Genomic DNA, 22,841 nt, shown 5'->3' on the forward strand with positions numbered 1-22,841 from the left:
TCGGTACTACTAGAGTGATCCTCGTGCCCGCGAGGAGCGATGCCCGGACGCGGCTGCTGGCTGCCGCCCGGCGCCGGTTCGCCGCGGACGGCGCGCTGTCGGCGACCCTCGACGAGGTACGCCGAGAGGCCGAGGTCAGCGTCGGAGCCCTGTATCACCACTTCCCGGACAAGGTTTCGCTGGCCACCGCCGTCTTCGCCCAGCTGCTCGGCGAATACCAGGCGGGCTTCATCGCGATGCTGCGAAGTCACGACACCGCGGAGGGCGGTATCCGCGGCGGCGTCGCCTACCACCTGCGGTGGGTCGCCGCGCACCGGGGCGAGGCCGGACTGTTGCTCGGTCCTCGCCTGGACAGTGACGAGCTACGCGAGTCCAACGAACAGTTCTTCGCGGCGGTCGGCGACTGGTGGCGCCCACACCACCGGTATGGAGTGCTGCAGCCGATGCGGGTCGCGGTCACGGCGGCGCTGTGGCTGGGGCCGGCCCAGGAGTACAGCAGGCACTGGGTGTACTCCGCCGCCAAGCGCCTACCGCCGGGCACGATCGAGGTTTTCGCCGACGCCGCCTGGGCGGCGTTGCGCTCCAGAGAAACCGAGGAGGACAGATGATGGCTGAGCAGAGCCCGTTGTACCGCGAGATGGTGGCCGCCGGTGATGACGACGACGCGCCCCAACGTGTGCGCGTCGAGCGTCGCGGGGACCGGGCCGTGGTCACGCTCGACGAACCGCGGCGGCTCAATGTGCTGTCCGCGCCGCTGGTGCGCCAACTGCGCCGCGCCTTGACCGATCTGGACGGCGACCCCGAAGTCCGCAGTGTCGTGCTCACCGGCGCCGATCCTGGTTTCAGCGCCGGCGGTGACCTGCAGATGATGAACACCGCGATCGACCGACTCGGCGCCAGTGAGGGGGCGGCCGACATCTGGCGGTGGATCCGCCGTGAGTTCGGCGGGATCGCCCGGTTGATCGCCGGCTCCGACACCATCTACATCGCCGCGCTCAACGGCGCGGCTGCCGGGGTCGGGTTGGCTTGGGCGCTGACGTGTGACCTCGTGATCGCCAGCGAGCGCGCCATCATCGTGCCCGCGTTCGGTCGGCTGGGGCTGCTTCCGGAAGTCGGCACGAGTTGGGCTCTGACGCGGCGGTTGGGCTATCAGGGCACGTTGGCCTACTACCTGCGCGGCGAACACCTCGATGCCCGTGCTGCCCAGCGTCTGGGTCTCGTGCAGGAAGTCGTCGAACACGCGCGACTTGCCGAGGTGGCCGACGAGTGGTGTGCGCGGATCGCGGCCATGCCGGCGCACTCGGTCGCGATGGTCAAGCCGTTGCTCCGTGCGGCCGCCGACGCGAACTGGTCCGACGCGGTCACGCTCGAGGAGTTCGCCGAGCCGATCTGCTTCACCACCGCAGCCTTCGCCGACAACGTGCGCTCCATGCTGTCCTGACCACGCGGCCGGGCGCGGGCATTACCGTGAATTCGCTGACAGCGCGTGAATCAGCATTAACATAGTGCGGGAGAGGCGATCGAGAGGACGGCATGCTCAGCGCGGCAAAGAAGCTCTTGAGCTTCGAGATGACCATCGCCGAGTGGATCGGCACCGCGCTGATGCTGGCCGCGCCGTACGCGGTCATCGGGATGGCCTGGACCGCGTTCAACACCGACCAGCTGCCCGGGACGGGCGTCGTCTGGCTGGTGCAGCTGCTCGGCTCGATCGTGTTCTGGCCGGCGATGGTGTTCTCCGCGGTGTGTGTCGGATGACCGACCGCTACCGCATCTCGATCCGGCGGCGCACCGCGCGCTGGGACCCCGACGCCGAGGTGTCCGCGGCCGAGGCGATGGACTTCTGGGCGTTCGCCGCGGGCGCGGCCAACGTGATCATGCAGCTGTCCTGGCCCGAGGTCGGCTACGGCGTCGCCGAGAGCAAGGTCGACTCGGGCAACCTGCTCAAGCATCCGTGGAAACGCGCGCGCACGACGTTCCAGTACCTGGCTGTCGCGGTGCTCGGCACCCCCGACGACCGCGCCGCGTTCCGCGAGGCGGTCAACGGCTCGCACCGCCACGTCAAATCCGAGCCGGACAGCCCGGTGCGCTACAACGCGTTCGACCGCGACCTGCAGATGTGGGTTGCCGCATGCCTTTTCGTCGGGTTGGAGGACACCTACCAGTTGCTGCGGGGCGAGATGACGCCGCAGCAGGCCGAGCAGTTCTACCGCTCGGCGTGGCCGCTGGGCACCACGCTGCAGGTGACCGAGGATCAGTGGCCGCCCACCCGCGCCGAGTTCGACGACTACTGGCGCACCGCCTGCGACCGCGTCGCGATGGACGACCTGGTCCGCGGGTACCTGACCGACCTGATCAACCTCAAGATGATCAACCCGCTGCTGGGTCTGCCGTTCCGGCCGCTGCTGAAGTTCCTCACCACCGGCTTCTTGGCCCCGGTCTTCCGTGAGGCGATGCGGTTGCGGTGGAACGGATTTCAGCAGTTCCTGTTCGAGTCGCTGTTCCTGCTGGTGTCGTTCGTCAACCGGTTCCTGCCGGTGTTCATCCGCCAGGGCGGCAGCTACGTGCTGCTGGCCGACGTGCGTCGGCGGGTCCGTGCTCACAAGGCGCTGGTGTGACCGCGCTGCGCCGCCTGCTGAGCCGCCCGGTCAGCGTCGAAGCGATGATCGAAACCCTGATGTGGCTGGCGATCCCGTACCTGCTGATCGGGCTGGTGTGGGCGTTCTTCGACGCCGAGCAGGTGCAGCTGATCGACACCGCGCTGCGCACGCGCATCCCGGCCGGCTCGGACATCGGGGCGTTCCTGCTGACCGCGGCGTTCTGGCCGGCCGGTCTGCTCGGCATCGATCTGTGCGTCGCCTGAGATCCGTGCGTCAGGGCCCGCGGTAGCCGGGCGGATTCGGCGAGTCGACCCACAGGTCGACGCCCAACTCGGCGCCGGGCACGCAGTTGTACACCGACAGGTTGGTCACCCCGGATTCCAGCAGCACGTCCTCGCACAGCAGCGAGTTGCCGGTGTACTCGCGGGCGGGCTTGTTCAGGACCACGTACGCGGCGTCGGCGTAGACGTCGGGCGTGCGGGCGCGGCCCATCGCCTCGTCCCCGCCGAGCAGGTTCTGCACGGCGGCCGTGGCCACCAGCGTGCGCGGCCACAGCGTGTTGGACGCGATGCCGGCCTCGCGCATCTCTTCGGCGATCCCCAACGCGCACAACGTCATTCCGAACTTCGCCATCATGTAGGCGGTAGGCTTGAGCCACTGCGACTCCAGCCGGATCGGCGGCGACAACGTCAGCACGTGAGGGTTGTCGCGGCCCTTCATGTGCGGCAGGCACGCCTGCGAGACGGTGTAGGTGCCGCGCACCTGGATGCCGTTCATCAGGTCGAACCGTTTGAGCGGCACCTCTTCGATCGAGCCGAGATTGATCGCCGAAGCGTTGTTGACGCAGATGTCGATGCCGCCGAACCGTTCGACGGTCTGCGCGACGGCCGCGGCCACCGATTCGCCGTCGCGCACGTCGCCGACGATCGGCAGCGCCTGCCCGCCGGCCTCCTCGATCTCCTTCGCCGCGGTGTAGACCGTGCCGGGCAGCTTCGGATGCGGGTCGGCGGTCTTGGCGATCAGCGCGATGTTGGCCCCGTCGGCGGCGGCCTTCTTGGCGATCGCCAGGCCGATACCCCGGCTGGCCCCGGAGATGAACATGGTCTTCCCGTTGAGCGACATGGCCTGAGCCTAACCGCGGGGCAAGCACCGCCGACCGATCAGGCGCAGATGTCCGCCGTCACCGCCGACGTCAGCCGGACCAGGTCCTGCGGCGCCAGCGCCACGTCCCAGCCGCGTTTGCCCGCGCTGCACAGCACCCGCTCGAAGCGCAGCGCCGAGGCGTCGACGACGGTCGGCAGCGGCCTGCGCTGGCCCAGCGGCGAGATGCCGCCGAGAACGTAGCCGGTCGACCGTTCGGCGGCGGCCTTCTCCGCCATGGTGGCCTTCGCAACGCCCAGCGCCGCCGCGGCCGCCTTGAGCGACAGCCGCGCCGGTACCGGCAGCACCGCGACCCCGAGACCCCGCGGCAGCGCGATGACCAGCGTCTTGAACACCTGCGCGGGTTCGACGCCGGTGTCGCGGGCCAGTGCTTCGACGGCCTCCTCGCCGTACGACTCGGCCCGGGGGTCGTGGTGGTACTGCAGGACCTCGTGCGGGACGCCGGCGGCCAGCAGGGCCGCGATGGCCGGGGTGGCTGCGCGGGGCACCGCGTCAGGATAGTGGCCGCCCGGATCGCCACCACCTCGCTGTTCGGGGAACAACCCCGGCGGCTCGCGGTGTTATTGACGGTGATTGCGGCCGTGAATCGGTCGACAGCGGGCGACGGCGTGTCGGCCGCTACCTCTACGATTGCGTGAAGGGGGTCAGGTGCCAGCGCTCACCGCGGACTATCCCGTGCGTCTGGTGTATCTACCGGGCATGATCGGTGGCGCCGCGACAGAAGGGACGGTGTTGCCCACAATGACCGACTCCGACGGGTCGACCGGCGACACGACGCCGGAGACGTCGGCGCAGAAGACGTCGGCGCTGGAGCCGCGGGAGGAGACCGACGCCGAGCTGACGGCGCGGTTCGAACGCGACGCGATCCCGCTGCTCGATCAGCTGTACGGCGGCGCGCTGCGCATGACGCGCAACCCGGCAGACGCCGAGGACCTGCTGCAGGAAACCATGGTCAAGGCCTACGCGGGGTTCCGCTCGTTCCGTGAGGGCACCAACCTCAAGGCGTGGCTGTACCGCATCCTGACCAACACCTACATCAACAGCTACCGCAAGAAGCAGCGGCAGCCGGCGGAGTATCCGACCGAGGAGATCACCGACTGGCAGCTGGCGGCCAACGCCGAGCACTCGTCGACGGGGCTGCGCTCGGCCGAGGTCGAGGCGCTCGAGGCGCTGCCGGACAACGAGATCAAGGAAGCGCTGCAGGCGCTGCCCGAGGACTTCCGGATGGCGGTGTACTACGCCGACGTCGAGGGCTTCCCATACAAGGAGATCGCCGAAATCATGGACACGCCGATAGGCACAGTGATGTCCCGGTTGCACCGGGGCAGGCGTCAGCTGCGCGAACTGCTGGCCGGTGTGGCCCGCGACCGCGGCTTCATCCGGGGTCAGATGGACACGCCCGAGGAGGTTACGTCGTGAGCGACCGCTCAGACGCCGATGAGCGCTGGAGCCCGCCGGTCGGACCGGTGGACCCCGAGCACCCCGAGTGCGCCGCGGTGATCGCCGAGGTGTGGACGCTGCTCGACGGCGAATGCACGGCCGAGACCCGCGACAAGCTGCGCCATCACCTCGAGGAGTGCCCGGCGTGCCTGCGCCACTACGGTGTCGAGGAACGGGTCAAGAAGCTGATCGCGCAGAAGTGCGGCGGCGAGAGGGCCCCGGAGAGCCTGCGTGAGCGGCTGCGCATCGAGATCAGCCGCACCACCATCATCCGTGGCGGTTAGCGCACCGACTTCGAACCGGCGTTGGGCCGCTTGCCGTGGTTGGCCTTGGAGTGCTTGCGGTCGCGCTTCTTACGGCCACGCTTGGCCATGGTGGTCCTCCATACAGTCTGGGATGATCAGGTCCGCCGTCGGGCGGACGCGTTGACGACCATTGTGTCATGACCCTGCGACAGCACTGACGGCGCGGGGTTGTGGTTCGATAGGACCCTGTTGGCAGCCGGTGCGCCGGTGAACTGGAGAGCTCCGAAGGGGTGAAGATGGCCGAGGACGTTCGCGCTGAAATCGTGGCCAGTGTGCTGGAGGTCGTGGTGAGCGAGGGCGATCAGATCGGTGAGGGCGACACCCTGGTGCTGCTGGAGTCGATGAAGATGGAGATCCCGGTGCTGGCCGAGGTGGCGGGCACGGTGAGCAAGGTCAGCGTCTCCGTCGGCGACGTCATCCAGGCCGGCGACCTCATCGCGGTGATCAGCTGATCGCATGATCCGCTGCCGGAGGTGATCGGCGATGTCCACCCTCGGTGATCTGCTCGCCGAGCACACCATGCTGCCCGGCAACGCGGTGGACCATCTGCACGCCGTGGTGGGGGAGTGGCAACTGCTCGCCGACCTGTCGTTCGCCGACTACCTGATGTGGGTGCGCCGCGACGACGGCGCGCTGGTCTGCGTCGCGCAGGTGCGGCCCAACACCGCCTCGACGGTGCTGCTGGCCGACTCGGTCAGCACGCTGGCCGACGCCGACGCCCTGCCCGTCGTCACCGCGGCGTTCGACTCCGGCGAGATCGTCGTCGGCGACGGTGCCGGACAACAGGTTTCGCCCGGACTGAACGTCGAGGCCGTCCCCGTGCGCTACAAGGACGAAGTGGTGGCGGTGCTGACCCATCAGACCGCGCTGGCGTCCCGCAAGGCCAGCCGGCTCGAAGGCGCCTACCTCGACTGCGCGGGCGACCTGCTGCTGATGCTCTCGGAGGGCACCTTCCCCAACGTCGGGGACCTGGCGATGTCGCGGTCGAGCCCGCGCGTGGGCGACGGGTTCATCCGGCTCGACGGCGCCGGGGTCGTCACCTTCGCCAGCCCGAATGCGATCTCGGCCTACCACCGGATGGGACTGGCCGCCGAACTGGAGGGCCACAACCTGGTCAGCGTGACCAGGCCGCTGATCGGCGACCCGTTCGAGGCCCAGGAACTGGCCAACCACATCCGTGACTCGCTGGCCGGTGGGTCGAGCATGCGCATGGAGGTCGACGCCGGCGGCGCCGCCGTGCTGATGCGCACGCTGCCGCTGGTGGTGCACGGTCAGGCGGTCGGCGCGGCGGTGCTGATCCGCGACGTCACCGAGGTCAAACGCCGCGACCGGGCGCTGCTGTCCAAGGACGCCACCATCCGCGAGATCCACCACCGGGTGAAGAACAACCTGCAGACCGTCGCGGCGCTGCTGCGGCTGCAGGCCCGCCGCACCAACAACGCCGAGGGCCGCGAAGCGCTGATCGAGTCGGTGCGGCGGGTGTCGTCGATCGCCTTGGTCCACGACGCGCTGTCGATGTCGGTGGACGAGGAGGTCAACCTCGACGAGGTCGTCGACCGCATCCTGCCGATGATGAACGACGTTGCCGCCGTGGACACTCCGATCCGGATCACCCGGGTCGGCGAACTGGGCGTGCTCGACGCCGACCGGGCGACCGCGCTGATCATGGTGATCACCGAACTCGTGCAGAACGCGATCGAGCACGCCTTCGACCCGTCCACCCCACAGGGCTGCGTCACGATCCGCGCGGAGCGCTCGGCGCGCTGGCTCGACGTCGTCGTCCACGACGACGGCCGCGGGCTGCCCGAGGGCTTCAGTCTGGAGAAGGCCGACCGGCTCGGTCTGCAGATCGTGCGGACCCTGGTCTCGGCCGAACTCGACGGCTCACTGGGTATGCACGAGGTCCCCGACGGCGGCACCGACGTGGTGCTGCGGGTGCCGCTGGGCCGTCCGCGCCGGCCCGCGCAGTAGCCAGAACTCGATTCGCAATTCGTCCGATTGATCGTTAATCGGCTCACAGCGAATTTGCGGAAAAGATACGGCCCCGACATATGTCGGGGCCGTAGTGCTATTCGCGTGAAGCGGTGATCAGACTCCGCTGCGGGCCTTGGTGCGGGCGTTGCGACGCTTGAGTGCACGCCGCTCGTCCTCGCTCATGCCGCCCCACACGCCGGCGTCCTGGCCGGACTCCAATGCCCAGGTGAGGCACTCGGTGGTGACCGGGCAACGATTACAAACAAGCTTCGCGTCGGCGATCTGCGCGAGCGCCGGGCCGCTGTTTCCCACCGGGAAGAACAGTTCCGGATCCTCGTCGCGACAGACGGCCTTATGGCGCCAATCCATTGATCTAACTCTCCTTATTCGTTGGCACAGCACAGCGCACGAGCGATAGTTCGGCTGTTAACGCGTGCACATGAAATGTTTCAGCACTGTTGCTATCGATATTTTCACAGGCTGGACAGATGTCAATACTCGCGAGTTAACAAGTGCGCAATGTCACTAGCGCGGCCCGTTCGCGGCTCACTCACCTGCCTGTACTAGACTCGATCCAACTGCGCCTACAACTCTACGCCGTAAACCGGTTACCGCTGGTGAGAGCCTTTTTCCGGATCCGCCGGCGCGGGCGCGAGAACCCCCAGCGCCTCCGGTACCGACCGGAACGTCATGGAATCGCGCGGCCCGAGGAAATCTCCGTCGATCTGGCAGGCGACCGGTGTATCGCTCGTCACCCGCAGCCACGGCAGGTCGTCGTCGCGCACCAGATGCCGGGCCTTGACGACCGACTTCTGCGACAGCATCCGCCGCACCAGCCCGAGGTTGGCCCATACGCTCATGCTGGTGGTGGCGAACAACCCGAGCCCGGTCTCGAACGTCGTCGACGGGTTCGTCCACACCGGCCTGGCGTTGGCGTAGGTCCACGGGCTGGCGTTGGAGACGAACGCGAAGTGCACGCCGCCGACCGGTTCCTGGCCGGGCAGGTGCAGCGTCAGCGTCGGCTCCTTGCGGGCGCTGGCCAGCACCTCGCGGATCGCCACCCGCACGTAGCGCGACGCGGTCACCTTGCGGCCGCGGGCCCGCTGCGCCTCGACCGCGGCCACCACGTCGCCGTCGACCCCCATACCCGCGGTGAACACCGCCCAGCGTTCGCCGCAGTCCATCAACCCGATGCGCCGCCAGACCCTGCGCCGGCGGTACTCCGAGAGCAGGTCGACGAGCTGGTTGGTCGCCTCGATCGGGTCCGGGCTGATGCCCAGCGCCCGGGCGAACACGTTGGCCGACCCGCCCGGCACCACGCCGACGGCCGGGGCCGCCGCGCCCGGGCCGTTGACCTCGAGCACACCGTTGACCACCTCGTTGACGGTGCCGTCCCCGCCGTGCACGATCAGCACGTCGACACCGTCGCGGGCGGCTTCACGGCCGATCTCGATGGCATGCCCGCGGTGGTCGGTGTGCACGACGGTCAGCTTCACCCGGCTCTCCAGCGCGTGCGCCAGCAGATCGCGGCCGGCCGGGGTCGTCGAAGTGGCATTCGGGTTCACGATCAGCACGGCGCGCACGGGGTCCGAGCCTACTGAACGGCCTTTACGCACTTGAGGGCCTGAGCGCACCCTCTACGCTCGGATCGTGATCGTTCCCTCCCCGACGACCGTGCGGCAGGCCGCCGTCCTCGTCGCCGCAGAAGGTGTCGCCGCGCTGATCGCGGCGCTGGTGTACGTGGTCAGCGGCTTCGGTGCGGCGGAGGTCGACGGGCTCAACAAGTACGGCACCGCGCTGTGGTTCGCGATCATGGGCGCCGGTGTGCTGGCCGCGGGCTGGGCGTTGTGGACCGGCCGGCGATGGGGCCGCGGCATCGCGGTGTTCGTCCAGCTGCTGCTGCTGCCGGTGGCCTGGTACATGGGTCCCGGCTCGCAGCAGTGGCTCTACGCGGTGCCGATCGCGGTGGTGGCGGTCGCGACGCTGGTGCTGCTGTTCAGCCCGGCCACGGTCGAGTGGCTGGGCGTCCGGGACGACGCTCAGGGCAGTTCTGAGGCCAGCGCCGACAACTCCGGGCCCGACACCCGGTAGGTGATCCAGTCGCTCTGCTGCGTGCCGCCGACGGCGTCGTAGAGGGCGATCGCGTTGACGTTCCAGTCCAGCACCGCCCACGTCAGCCGGGAATAGCCGCGTTCGACGCATTCGCGGGCCAGCGTGGCCAGGATCTTGCGCGCCAGCCCGCGCCTGCGGAACTGCGGGCGGACGTAGAGGTCTTCGAGGTAGATACCCGCGACCCCGTCCCACGTCGAGAAGTTGGTGAACCACAACGCGCCGGCGGCGGCCTGTCCGTCGACCTCGACGATGTGGCCGTTCACGGTCACCGGATCGCCGAAAAGTGCTTGGCGCAGTTGGTTTTCGGTGACGGTGCACTGGTCGGCGGCGCGTTCGAACTCGGCGAGTTCGTGGATCATCGCGGTGAGCTCGGTTTCGTCGCCGGGCCGCACCCGCCGTATCACCTCGGTCACGGCCGGACGCCCAGCGCCGACAGGATGGTGCTGAATTTCGTTGTGGTCTCGCTGACTTCGTCGTCCGGGTCGGACTCGGCGACGATGCCGCCGCCGGAGTAGGCGTCGGCGGTGCGCCGGTCGGCTGAGAGCTGCGCACACCGGATGGACACCACCCAGCGGCCGTCGCCGCGCTGGTCGCACCAGCCGACGGCGCCCGCGTAGAAACCGCGGTCGCCCTCCAGTTCGGCGATCAGCGCGGCCGCATCGGCGGTCGGCACCCCGCCGACGGCCGGGGTGGGATGCAGCGCGACCGCCAGATCCAGTGCGGTCGTTGACTTGTCGCGCAGCCGACCGGTGACGCGGGTGGCCAGATGCCAGACCGCGTCGGTCTTGTGCAGCTGCGGTTCGGCCGCCACGTCGAGTTCGTCGCACAGCGGAGCCAGCACCTCGCGGATCGCGTCGACGACCAGTTGGTGTTCGTGCCGGTCCTTGGCGGAGGCGGCCAGCGCGGCGCCGTTCGCCTCGTCGGTGGCCGGGTCGGGGGAGCGGGCAGCCGAACCCGCGAACGGCGCGCAGACCACCTGGTCGCCGCGGCGCGCCACCAGAAGCTCCGGGCTCGCGCCGACCAGCACGCTGCCCGAACAGCCGCCGCCGGCTGCGCTCAGATCGACCAGATAGCCGTTGGCCGAAGGGTCGGCGCCGACCAGTCGGTGCAGCACGGTGCGCGCATCCAGCGGCCCGTCGGCGGTCAGCCGCAGCGCACGCGCCAACACCACCTTGTGCAGGCCGGCGGCCGGATCGCGCAGCCGGTCCACCGCGGCGGCGATGCGGGCGCGGTGCTCCTCGGGCGCCGGCAGCGTCTCGGCGATCTGCACCTCGGGCAGCTCGCGCAGCGGCCAGTCCGGCAGCGCGTCGAGGAACTGCACGGTCTGCGGGCGGATCAGCGCCGCGGGTTTGGTCATGTCAAAAGGCAAGGCCCCCAGGATGATCGGGGCGCTGTGCGACGCGAGCGCGGCGCGCGCGTCGGCGATGCCGGGGAACGCCGTGTGCACTCCGTCGGCGACGACCGCGCCGCGGGAGGCCATGACGAAGCTCGGTTCGCGGGTCACCGTGGCTTACACGGATCCTGATGGCCGGTCAGCCCCTGGGCGATGATCTGCCGGATGCCGTGCTCGAATCCGAGCACCGCGATCGACGCGGGCGCCATCGCGAAGCGGATGCCGCTGGCCACGGGCAGTTCCACCCAGCGGGCGATGACCGAGCGTGAGAAGTGGGCGTGTCCGACGAACACCACGTCGCGCGTCTCCATGTGGGTCAGCGCCAGTTCGACCGCGCGGTCGGCGCGCGCGGCGATGTCGGCGACGCTCTCACCGCCCTCGGCGCCGTGCGTCCAGACCAGCCAGTCGGGCACGGTCTCGCGGATCTGCGGGGTGGTCAGGCCCTCGTAACGGCCGTAGTCCCACTCCTGCAGTAGCGGGTTGCGCTCGTCGATCCTCAGCCCGGCCAGTTCGGCGGTGTCCACGGCGCGGCGCAGCGGGCTGCTGATCACCCGCGGATTGTCGAGGTCGAGTTCGGCCAGCGCCTCGGCCGCCAACTTGGCGCGGTCGCGGCCGACGTCGGTGAGTTCGAGGTCGGTGTGGCCGGTGTGCTGACCGGTCTTGGACCACTCCGTCTCACCGTGACGGAGCAGTACCAGCCGGTGCTGCAGTAGGCCCACGCCGACTGATTCTGCCGCACGGTCGCTCGCGCCGTGCGGGCCCGTGCAACGATGAACACCGTGACGCGGGTACTTGCGGTCGCCAATCAAAAGGGTGGGGTTGCCAAAACGACGACGGTGGCGTCGTTGGGTGCGGCGATTCAGGAGAAGGACAAGCGGGTCCTGCTGGTGGACCTCGACCCGCAGGGCTCGTTGACGTTCTCGCTGGGCCACGACCCCGACAAGCTGCCGGTGTCGATCCACGAGGTGCTGCTCGGGGAGGTCGAACCGGACGCTGCGCTGCTGGAGACGCCCGAGGGCATGGCGCTGCTGCCCGCCAACATCGACCTGGCAGGCGCCGAGGCGATGCTGCTGATGCGGGCGGGCCGCGAGTACGCGCTCAAGCGCGCGCTGGCCAAGGTTGTCGAGCGCTACGACGTGGTGATCATCGACTGCCCGCCGTCGCTGGGGGTGCTGACGCTCAACGGGCTGACCGCCGCCGACGAGGTGATCGTGCCGCTGCAGTGCGAGACCCTGGCGCACCGCGGGGTGGGCCAGTTCCTGCGCACCATCGCCGACGTGCAGGCGATCACCAACGAAGACCTCAAGCTGCTGGGCGCGCTTCCGACGCTGTACGACTCGCGCACCACGCACAGCCGTGACGTGCTGCTCGACGTCGCCGACCGCTACGACCTGCCGGTGCTGGCCCCGCCGATCCCGCGCACGGTGCGTTTCGCCGAGGCCAGCGCGTCGGGGGCCTCGGTGCTGGCCGGCCGCAAGAACAAGGGTGCGCTGGCCTACCGCGAACTCGCGCAGGCCCTGCTCAAGCATTGGAAGAACGGCAAACCGATGCCGACGTTCACCCCGGAGATCTAGCCGCTCAGCCGAGTGCGACCAGTTCGCCGCCGCGCTGTTCGAGCACGGTCGCGCCGGCCACCGCAGGCACCACCGGCGTCGACGCGTCCGGGCGATCCAGCGCGATGTGCCGTTCGCCGCGGCCGGTCTGCGCATCGAACACGTCGTAGCCGCTCGTGACGGGCACCAGCAGCTTGCCCGCCATCACGGTGCCCGGTCCGAGCGGGACGTTGGGCCCGGCCGGGGCGATGGTGTAGAGGTAGCGAAGTCCGTTGACGGAGAACACCATCACGCTGTCGCCGGTCCACCAGGTGATGAGATCGCCGGCCCGCGACGCGGTGGCCTGCGCCGACACCGCCCTGCCGACCTCGGTGCTGGCGACGGTGGCCCCGGTGTCGTCGACGACGTGCACGGTGGGGGCCGGGGTGGGCACGTAGACCGCGGTCGTGGTGTCGGCCACCGCCACCACGCGGGCATCGGAGTCCTTGGCGACGCCCGGCTGGGGCACGTACTTGAGCTCCGGGGCGTCCTCGTCGTCGGCGGGCCGCAGCAGCGTCAACCGCAGGTCGGCCTGCCCGGGGCAGGCCTCCAGCAGCGACACCGCGCTCGAACTCGCCTGCGTCGAGACGAACCGGCACAGCGGCGTGGCGGGGGTGCCGGGTTTGATCGGCGCGTCCAGCGCGCCGTAGCTGATCATCCGCACCATGTCCGAGCGCCACAGCTCCAGCCGGTTCTCCCCGGCCGACAGCACCGTGGTGCCGTCGGAGCTCAGCGTGACCTCGGCGTCGGCGTAGGAAGTCCGGGCCGGGCCCCGCAGCCCGGTCTTGGCGTCGATGGTGCTGACCTGCCCGCAGCCGCGGGCATCGGGGTAGACGGCGACGGCGTACTGGTAGACGTAACTCACGCCGCACAGGTCCAGGTCGCGCGCGTAGGCCCACAGCGGATCACCGGTGGCGGGGTCGCGTCCCTCGACGGTGCGCCCGTCCCCGGTGATCACGGCGCCGCCGGCCACGATCGGTGTGGTGGTCTTCGCGCTCGACGCATTCCACAGCGGCCGCAACGCGGCGGGCACGGCGGCGGCGGGCTTGAGATCGGGCACCGGCGCGGCCGCGGGTCGGCTCAGCGTCGCGCGGGCGTCGCTGGTCCACCAGACCAACCCGGCGGTCACCGCCACCACCGCGGCGATCGCCACGGCCACCAGCACGTCGGTCCTGGTGCGGCGTTCGGGTTTGACCATGTACTGGCCGGTGTCCTCGCTAGCCGGCGCTGGCCGGGGCCTTACGGGTCCGGCGCCGGCGCCGGCGCTTGGCCGGTGCGGTCGACTCGTCGCCGGAACTCTCGCCGGTGTCGTCGGACTGCTCGGCGGTCGGGTGTCCCGTCGCCGGCTTGCCGCCCCGGGTGCGGCGGCGGTTACGGGTGCGGGCCGGCCGCTCGGCGGACTTCTCCGCCGGGGCGCGCCTGCTGCTCTGCACCCTGACCGGGTCGCCGACGGTGCCGGTGGTCCCGGCGGGGATGCCCAGTTCCTCGTAGAGGTGCGGTGAACTGGAGTACGTCTCGGCCGGATCGGGGCAGCCGAGGTTGAGCGCCTTGTCGATCATCGTCCAGCGGGCCAGCTCGTCCCAGTCGACGAGGGTCACCGCGACGCCGGTCTTACCGGCCCGGCCGGTGCGGCCGATGCGGTGCACGTAGGCCTGCTCGTCCTCGGGAATCTGGTAGTTGATGACGTGGGTGACGTCGTCGATGTCGATGCCGCGCGCGGCCACGTCGGTGGCGACGAGCACGTCGATCTCACCGGTGCGGAACGACTTGAGCGCTTTCTCGCGGGCGCCCTGGCCGAGGTCACCGTGCACGGCGCCGACCTTGAAGCCGCGCTCGGCGAGCTCGTCGGACACCTTCTGGGCGGTGCGCTTGGTGCGGGTGAAGATCATCGTCGCGCCGCGGCCTTCGGCCTGCAGGATCCGCGCGACCATCTCCACCTTGTCCAGCGCGTGGGCGCGGTAGGCGAACTGCTCGGTGGTGTCGTGGGTGGCCGCCGAATGCGGGGCCTCCGCCCGGATGTGGGTCGGCTGGTTCATGAACGTGCGGGCCAGCGTGATGATCGGGTCGGGCATGGTCGCCGAGAACAGCATCGACTGGCGGTTGTCGGGGATCTGGCGCAGGATCCGCTCGATGTCGGGCAGGAACCCGAGGTCGAGCATCTCGTCGGCCTCGTCGAGCACCAGCATCGACAGGCCGCCGAGCTTCAGGTGGCCCTGCTGGGCGAGGTCGAGCAGCCGGCCGGGCGTGCCGACGACCACGTCGACGCCGTTGTCGAGCGCCTCGATCTGCGCCTCGTAGGGGCGGCCGCCGTAGATCGAGGTGACCGAGAGCTTGCGGTCCCCGACGGTCAGGTACTTCGCGGCGGTCGCCAGGTCGTTGTAGACCTGCAGACACAGCTCGCGGGTGGGCACCACGACCAGGGCGCGCGGAACGCCGGTCAGCGGGCGTGACTCGTCGGTGGTGATCCGCTGCAGCAGCGGCACCCCGAACGCGAGCGTCTTGCCCATACCGGTGCGGGCCTGCCCGATCAGGTCGTCGCCGGCGAGTGCCATCGGCATCGTCAGCTCCTGGATGGCGAACGGGTGTTCCTTGCCATCTTCGGCGAGCGCCCGCACGATCTCGTCGCGGACTCCAAGTTCAGCAAATGTGGGGTTGAGATGCGTCATACGCGAAAACAAAGCCTTTCAATCGTCAATCCTCATGGCTGTCACGCGCGCACGAGGTTTTTAAACGATGTATATGGCCGTAAGACCCAAGCCCTGCACTGAGGTAGGCGGACTGTCTGCGTGCACGCACATTTCTTCAGGTAGCGGCAATTCAGATGCCACCGCCTTTGCCTAGCATACCTGCTCGAGTCCGAGGTTCGGGCGGCGCGCCGGGCGCGTTTATTGTTGGCCCCATGAACGCGACGCCGCCTGCGCCCGAGCGGACCGATTCGGCGACGTCCGGTGTGAGCGTCGATCACCCCGGGGTCACCGAACTGTTCGCGCTACTGGCCTACGGCGAGGTGGCGGCCTTCTACCGGCTCACCGACGAGGCCCGGATGGCGCCCAACCTGCGCGGACGCATCAACATGGCGACGATGGCGGCCGCCGAGATGAACCACTACGAGGTGCTGCGCGAAGCGCTCGAACGCCGCGGTGTCGACGTCGTGCCCGCGATGACGAAGTACGCGTCGCCGCTGGAGAACTACCACCGGCTGACCACGCCGAGCACGTGGCTGGAGGCGTTGGTCAAGACCTACGTCGGCGACGCGCTGGCCGCCGACTTCTATCTGGAGATCGCCGACGCGCTGCCCGACGAGGTCGCCGACGTCGTGCGGGCGGTGCTCGCCGAAACCGGGCACTCCCAGTTCGTCGTCGCCGAGGTCCGGGCCGCGGTGACCGCCAGCGACCGGCAGCGCCACCGGCTGGCGCTGTGGTCCCGCCGGTTGCTCGGCGAGGCGATCACCCAGGCCCAGTACGTGCTCGCCGAGCGCGACGAACTCGTCGACCTGCTGATGTCCAGCGGTGAGGGGCTCAAGCAGATGACCGAGTTCTTCGACCGGCTGCAACGCACCCACGCCGCCCGCATGCAGGAACTGGGCCTGGCCTGACCTACTGCGTGCAGGTCGCGATCATCGCGTTGTTGTTCTGCGCGGTGATCAGCGTGCCGGCGGCGTCGGTGATGCTGCAGTTGAGCTGACCGGTGACGCTGGTCGCGGTGACCGATTTGAGCTCCACACCCGGGTCCAGCACGACGGTCTTGGCCCACGGCAGTGCCACGTTGACGTCGGTCTGCAGCGCGCCGCGCCCGTCGGTGTAGATGATCGTCACCAGGTCGAGCAGCGGTCGGGTGCCCGTCACCCGGTAGGTGATCGTGCGCGGTGCCGGCGCGACGGGCGGCGGCGCGGCCGCGGGCGGCGCCTGGGTCGCCGACGGTTCGGCGACGGGCGACGGGGTGGCCTCCGCGCTCGGGCTGACGGTCGTCACGGTCTCCGGCGGCAGGGACGGGACCAGCGGCGCCGCGGTGCCCGCGCGCGGTGCCGAGGACGTGGCGGGTGCGGCCGAGGTGGCCGCCTCCGACGTCGCGGTGGCCGACACCGAACCGCTGTCGCCGCCGCCCAGGATGATGCCGGTCGTGCCGATCGCGACGAACAGGATCACCCCGGCGATCCCGGCGATCCACATCCAGCGCCGGTCGATTCGCTCCTCGTCGTACTGCGGCGCGAACTCGTCGTAGTCCTCGTCGTAGGCCTTGTCATAGGCCTCGGGGGCCTCGGGCTCATACGGCTGGGAGCCGTAGCGCTCGGTCTCGCGCAGCCCTTCATAGCCGGAGGAGTAGCCCCCCGAGTAGCTCCCATAGCCGCGGTCATAGCCGTCGGCGGGCGGTTCCTCGGTGTAGGTGCGGATCCGCTCGGTCGGGGTCAGCGAATACGGTGAAGCTGCGGTATAAGGCCTGTTCATATGGGTTTTCCCGGATCGTGTAGCGCACGGAAATCGTTACCGTGCCTGATGCTAGCGAGACGCATGTGACGCCTGAGGTTCAGCGACCGGTGTGTCGATTACGGTCCGGACTCGGTTCGGTCGCCGTTCGGCGGCGGTGGGCCGCACCCGCTTCGCTACCCGCGAAGTCACCGGGGCGGCGGGGCGGCCGGGCCGTCCACTAGCCTTGGCTCAAGTTCTTCGAGTGCTTCAGGAAAGGGACCAGGCGTGGAGGTCAAGATCGGTGTCACGGACAGCCCGCGCGAGTTGAGCTTCAACAGCGCGCAGACACCAAGCGAGGTCGAGAAGTTGTTCACCGACGCGCTGGCCAAGGATGACGGTGTGCTGGCCCTGACCGACGAGAAGGGCCGCCGCTTCCTGGTCCAGACGTCGAAAATCGCCTATGTCGAGATCGGCGCGGCCGATGTGCGGCGCGTCGGGTTCGGGGTCGGTCTCGGGGCCAGCAAGACCGGGTAGCGGCTAGGACCGGGTGAGCGGGACGTGTGACAGGCCGCCCCAGGCGAACTGCACGGTCCCCTCGACGGCCGCCTCCTTGGATATCGGCCGCTCGTTGTTGAGCCAGTAGCGCGCGGAGTCGACGCTGATCGCCACGAGGCCGACCGCGATCATCCGCGCGCGGTGCGCTTCCAGCCCAGAATCGCGGCTGATCAGGTCGAACACCGCGTCGGTGCACGCCTCGGTGGCGACCTTCACCTGTGCGGCGACCTGCGGTTCGGTGACGTAGTCGTTCTCGAAGATCAGCCGGTAGCCCTGGCCGTCGTGCTCGATGAAGTCGAAGAACGCCTGCACCGCCGCGCGCAACCGCTGACGGTTGTCGGTGGTGGTGCGCAGCGCCTGCCGGACCCCGGACACCAGGTTCTCGACATGCTTGGCCAGCACCGCCAGGTACAGCTCGAGCTTCGACGAAAAGTGTTGGTAGAGCACCGGTTTGCTCACTCCGGCGCGGTCGGCGATCTCATCCATGCCCGCGGCGTGATAGCCGCGGTCGACGAAAACCTCGCTCGCGGCGACAAGTAGCTGGCCGCGGCGCTCATCCCGCGGGAGCCGGTTGCCGCGGCGGTTCAGTGTTTCGCCGCTGCCCCGCTGGGAGCCCCTCCTCGCGGTGTTGGCGAGATCGCTCATCACGTCCTTCATCTGCTCGGTGTCGCAACGACACTACTACCGTCGGCCCCGCGCGCACGTCAGGCACGGGCGGCGACGCCGTTCGCTGCCGGTGGCGCGCCGAAAGTATGAGGCCACCAGGTTGTGTCATCCTGTTGCGGTGACCTATGACTCCCGCATGCGAGGGGGACAGACGGGTCCGGAGCACGGCGGAAGCACAGGGACCCAGGGGGGATTGCCCGCGTTGCGCGACCAGTGGCGCGAGCCGCTGCGCGCCCAGCGCGACCCGCTGGCCGAGGACTCGGGGCGGGTGCGATCCAACCGCGACGAGCACCGCGGCGTGCGCAGGCAGACCTGGCTCGGCCGGTTCGTCTCGACCTACGGCTGGCGCGCCTACGCGTTGCCGATCCTGATCGTGGTGACCGCGATCGTGGTGTACCAGACCATCACCGGCACCAGCGCCCCCGCGCCCATGGAGGCCGAAGGGCCGGTGCAGGGCCCGCCGACGATCGGGGTGGCCAGCACGGCGATCATCGGGGCACCACCCAAGGGGCTCACCGAGTTCGACGCCAACCTGCCGACCGGGATCCTGCCCCAGGGCGGTCCGTTCACCGAGGCCGGCGCCAAGACGTGGCGCGTCGTGCCGGGCACCGCGCCGCAGGTGGGTCAGGGCACCGCCAAGGTGTTCACCTACAGCGTCGAAGTCGAGGACGGGATCGACACCGCGACGTTCGGCGGCGACGACGGGTTCGCGCGGATGGTCAGCGAGACCCTGGCCAATCCGAAGAGCTGGACGCACAACCCGCAGTTCGCGTTCACCCGTGTCGACGCGTCGTCCGGCGTCGAGCCCGACTTCCGGGTGTCGTTGACCACACCGATGACGATCCGCGAGGGCTGCGGTTACGACATCCAGCTCGAGGCGTCCTGTTACAACCCGGCCTATCTCGACGGCCAGCCGCGGGTGTTCATCAACGAGGCGCGCTGGGTGCGCGGCGCGGTGCCGTTCCAGGGCGACGTCGGGTCCTACCGGCAGTACCTGATCAACCACGAGGTGGGCCACGCGATCGGCTACCAGCGGCACGAGCCGTGCGGTGAGAACGACCAGTTGGCGCCGGTGATGATGCAGCAGACCTTCTCGACCAGCAACAACGACGCGGCGCGCTTCGACCCGCAGTCGGTGCAGCCGGACAACAAAACCTGCAAACCCAACCCCTGGCCCTACCCGATCGCCTGACCCCGTTGCGGCGAGCATTGCGCGTCTGCGCACGACACGCCGCGCAAATTCCGGCGTTCGCGCACCCTCGCGCCCGATCGAGCGTGCGGGAAGCGCCGGAGGCTCGTTGCTGTTGAACCCGACAGCTGCTGAGATGGACACAGAACGTCAATAAAGGAGAACTCGGTGTCGACACCGTTGCCGCCGCTGGTAGAACCGGCGACCGAACTGACCCGTGAGGAAGTCGCGCGCTACAGCCGCCACCTCATCATCCCGGACCTCGGCCTGGACGGGCAGAAGCGGCTGAAGAACGCCCGCGTGCTCGTGATCGGCGCCGGCGGGCTGGGCTCGCCGACGCTGCTGTACCTGGCCGCCGCCGGCGTCGGCACCATCGGCATCGTCGAGTTCGACGTCGTCGACGAGTCCAACCTGCAGCGCCAGATCATCCACGGCGTCGCCGACATCGGCCGGTCCAAGGCCGAAAGCGCCAAAGACTCCATCCTGGCGATCAACCCGCTGGTCGACGTGCGGCTGCACCAGTTCCGGCTGGAACCCGACAACGCCGTCGAACTGTTCGAGCAATACGACCTGATCCTCGACGGCACCGACAACTTCGCGACCCGCTACCTGGTCAACGACGCCGCGGTGCTCGCGCACAAGCCCTACGTGTGGGGGTCGATCTACCGCTTCGAGGGCCAGATCTCGGTGTTCTGGGAGGACGCCCCGGCCGGGCTCGGCCTGAACTACCGCGACCTGTACCCCGAACCGCCGCCGCCGGGAATGGTGCCGTCGTGCGCCGAGGGCGGCGTGCTGGGCATCCTGTGCTCCTCGGTCGCCTCGGTGATGGGCACCGAAGCCATCAAGCTCATCACCGGCATCGGCGAGACACTGCTGGGCCGGCTCATGGTGTACGACGCGCTCGACATGACCTACCGCACCATCAAGATCCGCAAGGACCCGTCGACCCCGAAGATCACCGAACTGATCGACTACGACGAGTTCTGCGGCGTCGTCTCCGAGGCCGCCGCCGAAGCCGCCGCGGACGCCACGATCACCCCCGTCGAACTCAAGGAGCTGATCGATTCGGGTAAGCCGCTGGCGCTGATCGACGTTCGCGAACAAGTCGAATGGGACATCAACCACATCGAGGGTGCCGAGCTGATCCCCAAGGGCGCCTTCGAGTCCGGTGAAGCGCTGGCCAAGCTGCCGGTCGACCGGACACCGGTGTTCTACTGCAAGACCGGGGTGCGCTCAGCCGAGGTGCTGGCCATCGCCAAGAAGGCCGGCTTCTCCGACGCCGTGCACGTTCAGGGTGGAATCGTCGCCTGGGGACGACAACTCGAACCCGACATGGTGATGTACTAACGGCTGGTTTGCCGGTTCTCAGCTTAGGCTGAGGTGGTGAGTGTCGAACGGCCACCGGATCATGTGCTGGCTGCGTTCGGCCTGACCGGCGTCGCACCGGTTCCATTGGGATCGAGCTGGGAAGGTGGCTGGCGCTGCGGCGAAGTCGTGCTGTCGATGGTCGCCGACCACGCCCGCGCCGCCTGGTCGGCCAAGGTGCGCGAGACGCTGTTCGTCGACGGTGTCCGGCTGGCCCGGCCGGTGCGCTCGACCGACGGGCGCTACGTGGTCGCCGGCTGGCGCGCCGACACCTTCGTCGCGGGCACACCCGAACCGCGCCACGACGAGGTGGTCTCGGCGGCGGTCCGGTTGCACGAGGCCACCGCCAAACTCGAGCGCCCGCGGTTTCTGACCCAGCCGCCGGTGGCGCCGTGGGCCGACGTCGACGTGTTCATCGCCGCCGACCGCGCCGCGTGGGAGGAGCGCCCGTTGCACTCGCTGCCGCCGGGCGCGCGGGTGTCGCCCGGTTCGGCCGACGGGCAGCGGTCGGTCGAGTTGCTCAACCAGCTCGCCACGCTGCGCAAGCCGACCAGGAGCCCCAGCCAACTGGTCCACGGCGACCTGTACGGCACAGTGCTTTTCGCCGGTACCGCAGCCCCGGGCATCACCGACATCATCCCGTACTGGCGGCCCTCGTCCTGGGCGGCCGGTGTCGTGGTCGTCGACGCGCTGTCGTGGGGTGAGGCCGACGACGGGCTGATCGAGCGCTGGGCTCCGCTGCCGGAGTGGCCGCAGATGTTGTTGCGGGCGTTGATGTTCCGCATCGCCGTGCACGCTCTGCATCCGCGGTCGACGGCTGCGGCGTTCCCCGGCCTGGCCCGGACCGCTGCGCTGGTGCGGCTGGTCCTCTGAGCGTCACCGCGCCGAACGTGGCTTACCCGCACGCGCGCGGCGCCCGGAGCGTGCCTCAACCCCACACTCGACGCGCGCTCTAGAACACGTGACGGACGTCGCGTAGCGGCACCCGGCCGTCGTCGGCGAGCACACCCTCGGCGCGCAGAAGCTCGAGTTGGCGCGTGCTCAGGTGCGGCGCCGGCCGGCCCGACGCGCGAATCACCCGGTGCCACGGCAGATCCGAGGAGTCGGTGCGCATGATCCAGCCGACGATGCGCGGGCTGGACAACCCGGCCGCGTCGGCGATGTCACCGTAGGTCGCCACCCGCCCGGGCGGGATCGCGGCGACCAGCGCGCGCACCGCCTCGACCTGTTCGTCGGTGATCGCGGCCACCGCTAGGACCCCAGATGTCCGCGGATCACCGCCGCCGTCTGCGCGGGCAGCGCCTGAGCGACCATGTGGTCGCAGTCCCATTCCAGCAGCTGCAAATTCGGGCCCAGCCGCTGCGCCAGCGTGGCGATCAGCTCGTCCGACGCGTACGGCGGACGGGTCCGGGTGGCGCGCACCAGCGTCGTCGGGATGTCCTCGGGCGGCAGCGTGACCGGACGCGCCAGCTCGCTCCAGTACGACAACATCGCCGGGATGCTGATCCGCCAGCCCACCCGCCCGGACGGCAGGTCGATCAGATGCTCGTCGAGTTCGCGGTCGAGTTCGGCCGGTTCCACCTCACCCCACGAGCCGTTCGCCTTCTCCGCGCGCGCCTCTGCGCGGTCGGTGTAGTCCGGCGAGGCGTACATGTCGTCGGCGATCTGGCGCATCCACTCGCCGTCCAGTCCGACCGCCGGATCCAACAGCACCAGCGCCGAGACCAGGTCGGGGCGGGCGGCGGCCAGCGCCAGCACCAGCGCGCCGCCGAACGAATGTCCGACCACGACAACCGGATTGTGGATCGCCCCGACCAGCGCCTCGACGTTGCACTCGATGGTCCACGGCGCGGCCCACGACGAGCGCCCGTGTCCGATCAGGTCGGGCGCGGCCACCGCGACGCCGGGCAGGTGCTGTGTCGCCAGCGTCTGCCACCGCTGACCGTGGCCGGTGAGGCCGTGCACGGCCAGCACCTGCGCGGGGGAGTCCGGGCCGTACCGGTGAACATGCAGAGTCCGGGTCACGCAGACGATGCTGCCAGCTGCGCGCGCCGGCCACTTGTCAGACCCCCGTGGTGTCATGCGT

The 22,841-nt window shown here is 69.5% G+C and carries 30 protein-coding genes; 16 read left to right on the forward strand and 14 right to left on the reverse strand.

The features are described 5' to 3' along the window. The first annotated feature begins 23 nt into the window (after nucleotides 1–23). From BHQ18_RS22870 to BHQ18_RS22890, 5 genes are all read left to right on the forward strand, one after another. Complete coding sequence (locus BHQ18_RS22870) at nucleotides 24–608, forward strand: TetR/AcrR family transcriptional regulator (protein WP_069415978.1); 585 nt, start codon at nucleotides 24–26, stop codon at nucleotides 606–608. Next, a complete protein-coding gene (locus tag BHQ18_RS22875) occupies nucleotides 608–1,441 on the forward strand; it encodes an enoyl-CoA hydratase/isomerase family protein (protein WP_069415936.1) in 834 nt (277 codons plus the stop codon). The genes BHQ18_RS22870 and BHQ18_RS22875 overlap by 1 nt, the downstream gene beginning before the upstream one ends. A gap of 92 nt (nucleotides 1,442–1,533) precedes the next feature. Further along, a complete protein-coding gene (locus tag BHQ18_RS22880) occupies nucleotides 1,534–1,755 on the forward strand; it encodes a hypothetical protein (protein ID WP_069415937.1) in 222 nt (73 codons plus the stop codon). After that, complete coding sequence (locus tag BHQ18_RS22885) at nucleotides 1,752–2,615, forward strand: oxygenase MpaB family protein (protein WP_069415938.1); 864 nt, start codon at nucleotides 1,752–1,754, stop codon at nucleotides 2,613–2,615. Before BHQ18_RS22880 ends, BHQ18_RS22885 begins: the two co-directional genes overlap by 4 nt. A 44-nt stretch (nucleotides 2,616–2,659) precedes the next feature. Continuing rightward, nucleotides 2,660–2,860, forward strand: coding sequence for a hypothetical protein (locus tag BHQ18_RS22890; RefSeq protein ID WP_069415979.1), 201 nt, complete (start codon nucleotides 2,660–2,662; stop codon nucleotides 2,858–2,860). A 10-nt stretch (nucleotides 2,861–2,870) separates the two neighbouring features. Here BHQ18_RS22890 and BHQ18_RS22895 read toward each other — a convergent pair whose 3' ends face one another. Together BHQ18_RS22895 and BHQ18_RS22900 are read right to left on the reverse strand one after the other, a co-directional pair. Further along, the gene (locus tag BHQ18_RS22895; RefSeq protein WP_069415939.1) at nucleotides 2,871–3,719 is read right to left on the reverse strand and encodes an SDR family oxidoreductase; all 849 of its coding nucleotides are present in this window, start codon (nucleotides 3,717–3,719) and stop codon (nucleotides 2,871–2,873) included. A 38-nt stretch (nucleotides 3,720–3,757) separates the two neighbouring features. Beyond that, a complete protein-coding gene (locus BHQ18_RS22900; RefSeq protein WP_069415940.1) occupies nucleotides 3,758–4,246 on the reverse strand; it encodes an aminoacyl-tRNA deacylase in 489 nt (162 codons plus the stop codon). Nucleotides 4,247–4,499: 253 nt separating this feature from the next. On the opposite strand from BHQ18_RS22900, the gene BHQ18_RS22905 reads away from it, so the two are divergent. Then, complete coding sequence (locus BHQ18_RS22905) at nucleotides 4,500–5,177, forward strand: sigma-70 family RNA polymerase sigma factor (protein ID WP_372516626.1); 678 nt, start codon at nucleotides 4,500–4,502, stop codon at nucleotides 5,175–5,177. Further along, complete coding sequence (rsrA, locus tag BHQ18_RS22910; protein WP_069415941.1) at nucleotides 5,174–5,482, forward strand: mycothiol system anti-sigma-R factor; 309 nt, start codon at nucleotides 5,174–5,176, stop codon at nucleotides 5,480–5,482. The genes BHQ18_RS22905 and rsrA overlap by 4 nt, the downstream gene beginning before the upstream one ends. Here the strand turns inward: rsrA and BHQ18_RS30945 are convergent. Then, nucleotides 5,479–5,571 (reverse strand): 50S ribosomal protein bL37, encoded by a 93-nt coding sequence (locus BHQ18_RS30945; protein WP_003882799.1) that lies wholly within the window; start codon nucleotides 5,569–5,571, stop codon nucleotides 5,479–5,481. The two genes, rsrA and BHQ18_RS30945, sit on opposite strands and share 4 nt — an antisense overlap. A gap of 168 nt (nucleotides 5,572–5,739) precedes the next feature. Between BHQ18_RS30945 and BHQ18_RS22915 the strand changes: the two genes are divergently transcribed. Together BHQ18_RS22915 and BHQ18_RS22920 are read left to right on the forward strand one after the other, a co-directional pair. Beyond that, on the forward strand, nucleotides 5,740–5,955 hold the full coding sequence (locus tag BHQ18_RS22915; RefSeq protein WP_043414713.1) for a biotin/lipoyl-binding carrier protein: 216 nt from the start codon (nucleotides 5,740–5,742) through the stop codon (nucleotides 5,953–5,955). 31 nt (nucleotides 5,956–5,986) lie between these two features. After that, entirely contained in the window at nucleotides 5,987–7,474 is a 1,488-nt protein-coding gene (locus BHQ18_RS22920) for a two-component system sensor histidine kinase PdtaS (RefSeq protein WP_069415942.1), read from the forward strand. Nucleotides 7,475–7,591: 117 nt separating this feature from the next. Here the strand turns inward: BHQ18_RS22920 and whiB1 are convergent, their stop codons facing one another. Both whiB1 and BHQ18_RS22930 read right to left on the reverse strand, forming a co-directional pair. Further along, nucleotides 7,592–7,846 (reverse strand): transcriptional regulator WhiB1, encoded by a 255-nt coding sequence (whiB1, locus tag BHQ18_RS22925; protein ID WP_014208822.1) that lies wholly within the window; start codon nucleotides 7,844–7,846, stop codon nucleotides 7,592–7,594. A gap of 239 nt (nucleotides 7,847–8,085) precedes the next feature. After that, on the reverse strand, nucleotides 8,086–9,060 hold the full coding sequence (locus tag BHQ18_RS22930) for a diacylglycerol/lipid kinase family protein (protein ID WP_069415943.1): 975 nt from the start codon (nucleotides 9,058–9,060) through the stop codon (nucleotides 8,086–8,088). A gap of 67 nt (nucleotides 9,061–9,127) precedes the next feature. Here BHQ18_RS22930 and BHQ18_RS22935 point away from each other — a divergent pair, with 67 nt between their 5' ends. After that, nucleotides 9,128–9,568, forward strand: coding sequence for a hypothetical protein (locus tag BHQ18_RS22935; protein WP_069415944.1), 441 nt, complete (start codon nucleotides 9,128–9,130; stop codon nucleotides 9,566–9,568). Here BHQ18_RS22935 and BHQ18_RS22940 read toward each other — a convergent pair. From BHQ18_RS22940 to BHQ18_RS22950, 3 genes are read right to left on the reverse strand one after another with little or no spacing between them, the layout of a single operon-like run. Beyond that, nucleotides 9,517–10,002, reverse strand: coding sequence for a GNAT family N-acetyltransferase (locus BHQ18_RS22940; protein ID WP_069415945.1), 486 nt, complete (start codon nucleotides 10,000–10,002; stop codon nucleotides 9,517–9,519). The genes BHQ18_RS22935 and BHQ18_RS22940 overlap by 52 nt on opposite strands. Beyond that, nucleotides 9,999–11,093: an isochorismate synthase gene (locus tag BHQ18_RS22945; protein ID WP_069415946.1), complete on the reverse strand. Its 1,095-nt coding sequence runs from the start codon at nucleotides 11,091–11,093 to the stop codon at nucleotides 9,999–10,001. Before BHQ18_RS22945 ends, BHQ18_RS22940 begins: the two co-directional genes overlap by 4 nt. Continuing rightward, entirely contained in the window at nucleotides 11,090–11,701 is a 612-nt protein-coding gene (locus tag BHQ18_RS22950; RefSeq protein WP_069415947.1) for an acid phosphatase, read from the reverse strand. The genes BHQ18_RS22945 and BHQ18_RS22950 overlap by 4 nt, the downstream gene beginning before the upstream one ends. Nucleotides 11,702–11,752: 51 nt before the next feature. On the opposite strand from BHQ18_RS22950, the gene BHQ18_RS22955 reads away from it, so the two are divergent. After that, on the forward strand, nucleotides 11,753–12,556 hold the full coding sequence (locus BHQ18_RS22955) for a ParA family protein (protein ID WP_069415948.1): 804 nt from the start codon (nucleotides 11,753–11,755) through the stop codon (nucleotides 12,554–12,556). A gap of 4 nt (nucleotides 12,557–12,560) precedes the next feature. Here the strand turns inward: BHQ18_RS22955 and BHQ18_RS22960 are convergent, their stop codons facing one another. After that, the gene (locus BHQ18_RS22960) at nucleotides 12,561–13,772 is read right to left on the reverse strand and encodes an Rv3212 family protein (RefSeq protein ID WP_069415949.1); all 1,212 of its coding nucleotides are present in this window, start codon (nucleotides 13,770–13,772) and stop codon (nucleotides 12,561–12,563) included. 19 nt (nucleotides 13,773–13,791) lie between these two features. Next, a complete protein-coding gene (locus BHQ18_RS22965; RefSeq protein ID WP_069415950.1) occupies nucleotides 13,792–15,240 on the reverse strand; it encodes a DEAD/DEAH box helicase in 1,449 nt (482 codons plus the stop codon). Between the two features lie 233 nt (nucleotides 15,241–15,473). Here BHQ18_RS22965 and BHQ18_RS22970 point away from each other — a divergent pair, with 233 nt between their 5' ends. Beyond that, entirely contained in the window at nucleotides 15,474–16,169 is a 696-nt protein-coding gene (locus BHQ18_RS22970; RefSeq protein WP_069415951.1) for a ferritin-like fold-containing protein, read from the forward strand. Nucleotide 16,170: 1 nt separating this feature from the next. Here BHQ18_RS22970 and BHQ18_RS22975 read toward each other — a convergent pair whose 3' ends face one another. After that, a complete protein-coding gene (locus tag BHQ18_RS22975) occupies nucleotides 16,171–17,019 on the reverse strand; it encodes a hypothetical protein (protein WP_069415952.1) in 849 nt (282 codons plus the stop codon). 246 nt (nucleotides 17,020–17,265) lie between these two features. Here BHQ18_RS22975 and BHQ18_RS22980 point away from each other — a divergent pair, with 246 nt between their 5' ends. Next, entirely contained in the window at nucleotides 17,266–17,514 is a 249-nt protein-coding gene (locus BHQ18_RS22980; protein ID WP_069415953.1) for a DUF3107 domain-containing protein, read from the forward strand. 3 nt (nucleotides 17,515–17,517) lie between these two features. On the opposite strand, the gene BHQ18_RS22985 is transcribed toward BHQ18_RS22980, so the two are convergent. Beyond that, on the reverse strand, nucleotides 17,518–18,180 hold the full coding sequence (locus BHQ18_RS22985; protein WP_069415981.1) for an HTH-type transcriptional activator FasR: 663 nt from the start codon (nucleotides 18,178–18,180) through the stop codon (nucleotides 17,518–17,520). Between the two features lie 157 nt (nucleotides 18,181–18,337). Here BHQ18_RS22985 and BHQ18_RS22990 point away from each other — a divergent pair, with 157 nt between their 5' ends. The 3 genes from BHQ18_RS22990 to BHQ18_RS23000 all read left to right on the forward strand — a co-directional run bounded on the left by BHQ18_RS22990 (nucleotide 18,338) and on the right by BHQ18_RS23000 (nucleotide 21,628). Beyond that, nucleotides 18,338–19,393, forward strand: a complete 1,056-nt coding sequence (locus BHQ18_RS22990) for a DUF3152 domain-containing protein (RefSeq protein ID WP_069415954.1) — start codon at nucleotides 18,338–18,340, stop codon at nucleotides 19,391–19,393. Nucleotides 19,394–19,558: 165 nt separating this feature from the next. Next, complete coding sequence (gene moeZ, locus BHQ18_RS22995; RefSeq protein WP_069415955.1) at nucleotides 19,559–20,737, forward strand: adenylyltransferase/sulfurtransferase MoeZ; 1,179 nt, start codon at nucleotides 19,559–19,561, stop codon at nucleotides 20,735–20,737. A 36-nt stretch (nucleotides 20,738–20,773) separates the two neighbouring features. Continuing rightward, nucleotides 20,774–21,628: a TIGR02569 family protein gene (locus BHQ18_RS23000; protein WP_069415982.1), complete on the forward strand. Its 855-nt coding sequence runs from the start codon at nucleotides 20,774–20,776 to the stop codon at nucleotides 21,626–21,628. A gap of 79 nt (nucleotides 21,629–21,707) precedes the next feature. Here BHQ18_RS23000 and BHQ18_RS23005 read toward each other — a convergent pair whose 3' ends face one another. Both BHQ18_RS23005 and BHQ18_RS23010 read right to left on the reverse strand, forming a co-directional pair. Beyond that, a complete protein-coding gene (locus tag BHQ18_RS23005) occupies nucleotides 21,708–22,004 on the reverse strand; it encodes an MGMT family protein (RefSeq protein WP_069415956.1) in 297 nt (98 codons plus the stop codon). Nucleotides 22,005–22,006: 2 nt separating this feature from the next. Continuing rightward, nucleotides 22,007–22,837, reverse strand: a complete 831-nt coding sequence (locus BHQ18_RS23010; protein ID WP_069415957.1) for an alpha/beta fold hydrolase — start codon at nucleotides 22,835–22,837, stop codon at nucleotides 22,007–22,009. Between the last annotated feature and the right edge of the window lie 4 nt (nucleotides 22,838–22,841).

This window comes from Mycolicibacterium flavescens (assembly GCF_001722335.1).
Lineage (GTDB): Bacteria > Actinomycetota > Actinomycetes > Mycobacteriales > Mycobacteriaceae > Mycobacterium > Mycobacterium flavescens.